Here is a 243-nt window from a genome sequence, read left to right on the forward strand (position 1 = left end):
ATGCAATTCATCAATTCCTTTTTGCATTTCACCCGTTTTGCTATTTAACGTATTTAAACCTTCTGTTACTTTTCCTGACCCATCTACTAATTTTCCAATACCTGTTTGCATCTCACCTGTTTTACTATTTAGTGTATTTAAACCTTCTGTTACTTTTCCTGACCCATCTACTAATTTTCCGATACCTGCATTGCTATTTAATACATGTAAACCGTTCGTTACTTTTCCGGATCCGTCTAATAA

Annotated in this window: 1 protein-coding gene; it reads right to left on the reverse strand. The window is 34.2% G+C overall.

The window, feature by feature from the left end; all coding sequences use genetic code 11:
- Positions 1–243, reverse strand: a 243-nt coding sequence (locus MR079_RS28885; protein WP_242295116.1) for a hypothetical protein, incomplete at both ends; no start/stop codon positions are given.

Source organism: Bacillus cereus group sp. BfR-BA-01381 (assembly GCF_022663555.1).
Taxonomy (GTDB): domain Bacteria; phylum Bacillota; class Bacilli; order Bacillales; family Bacillaceae_G; genus Bacillus_A; species Bacillus_A pacificus.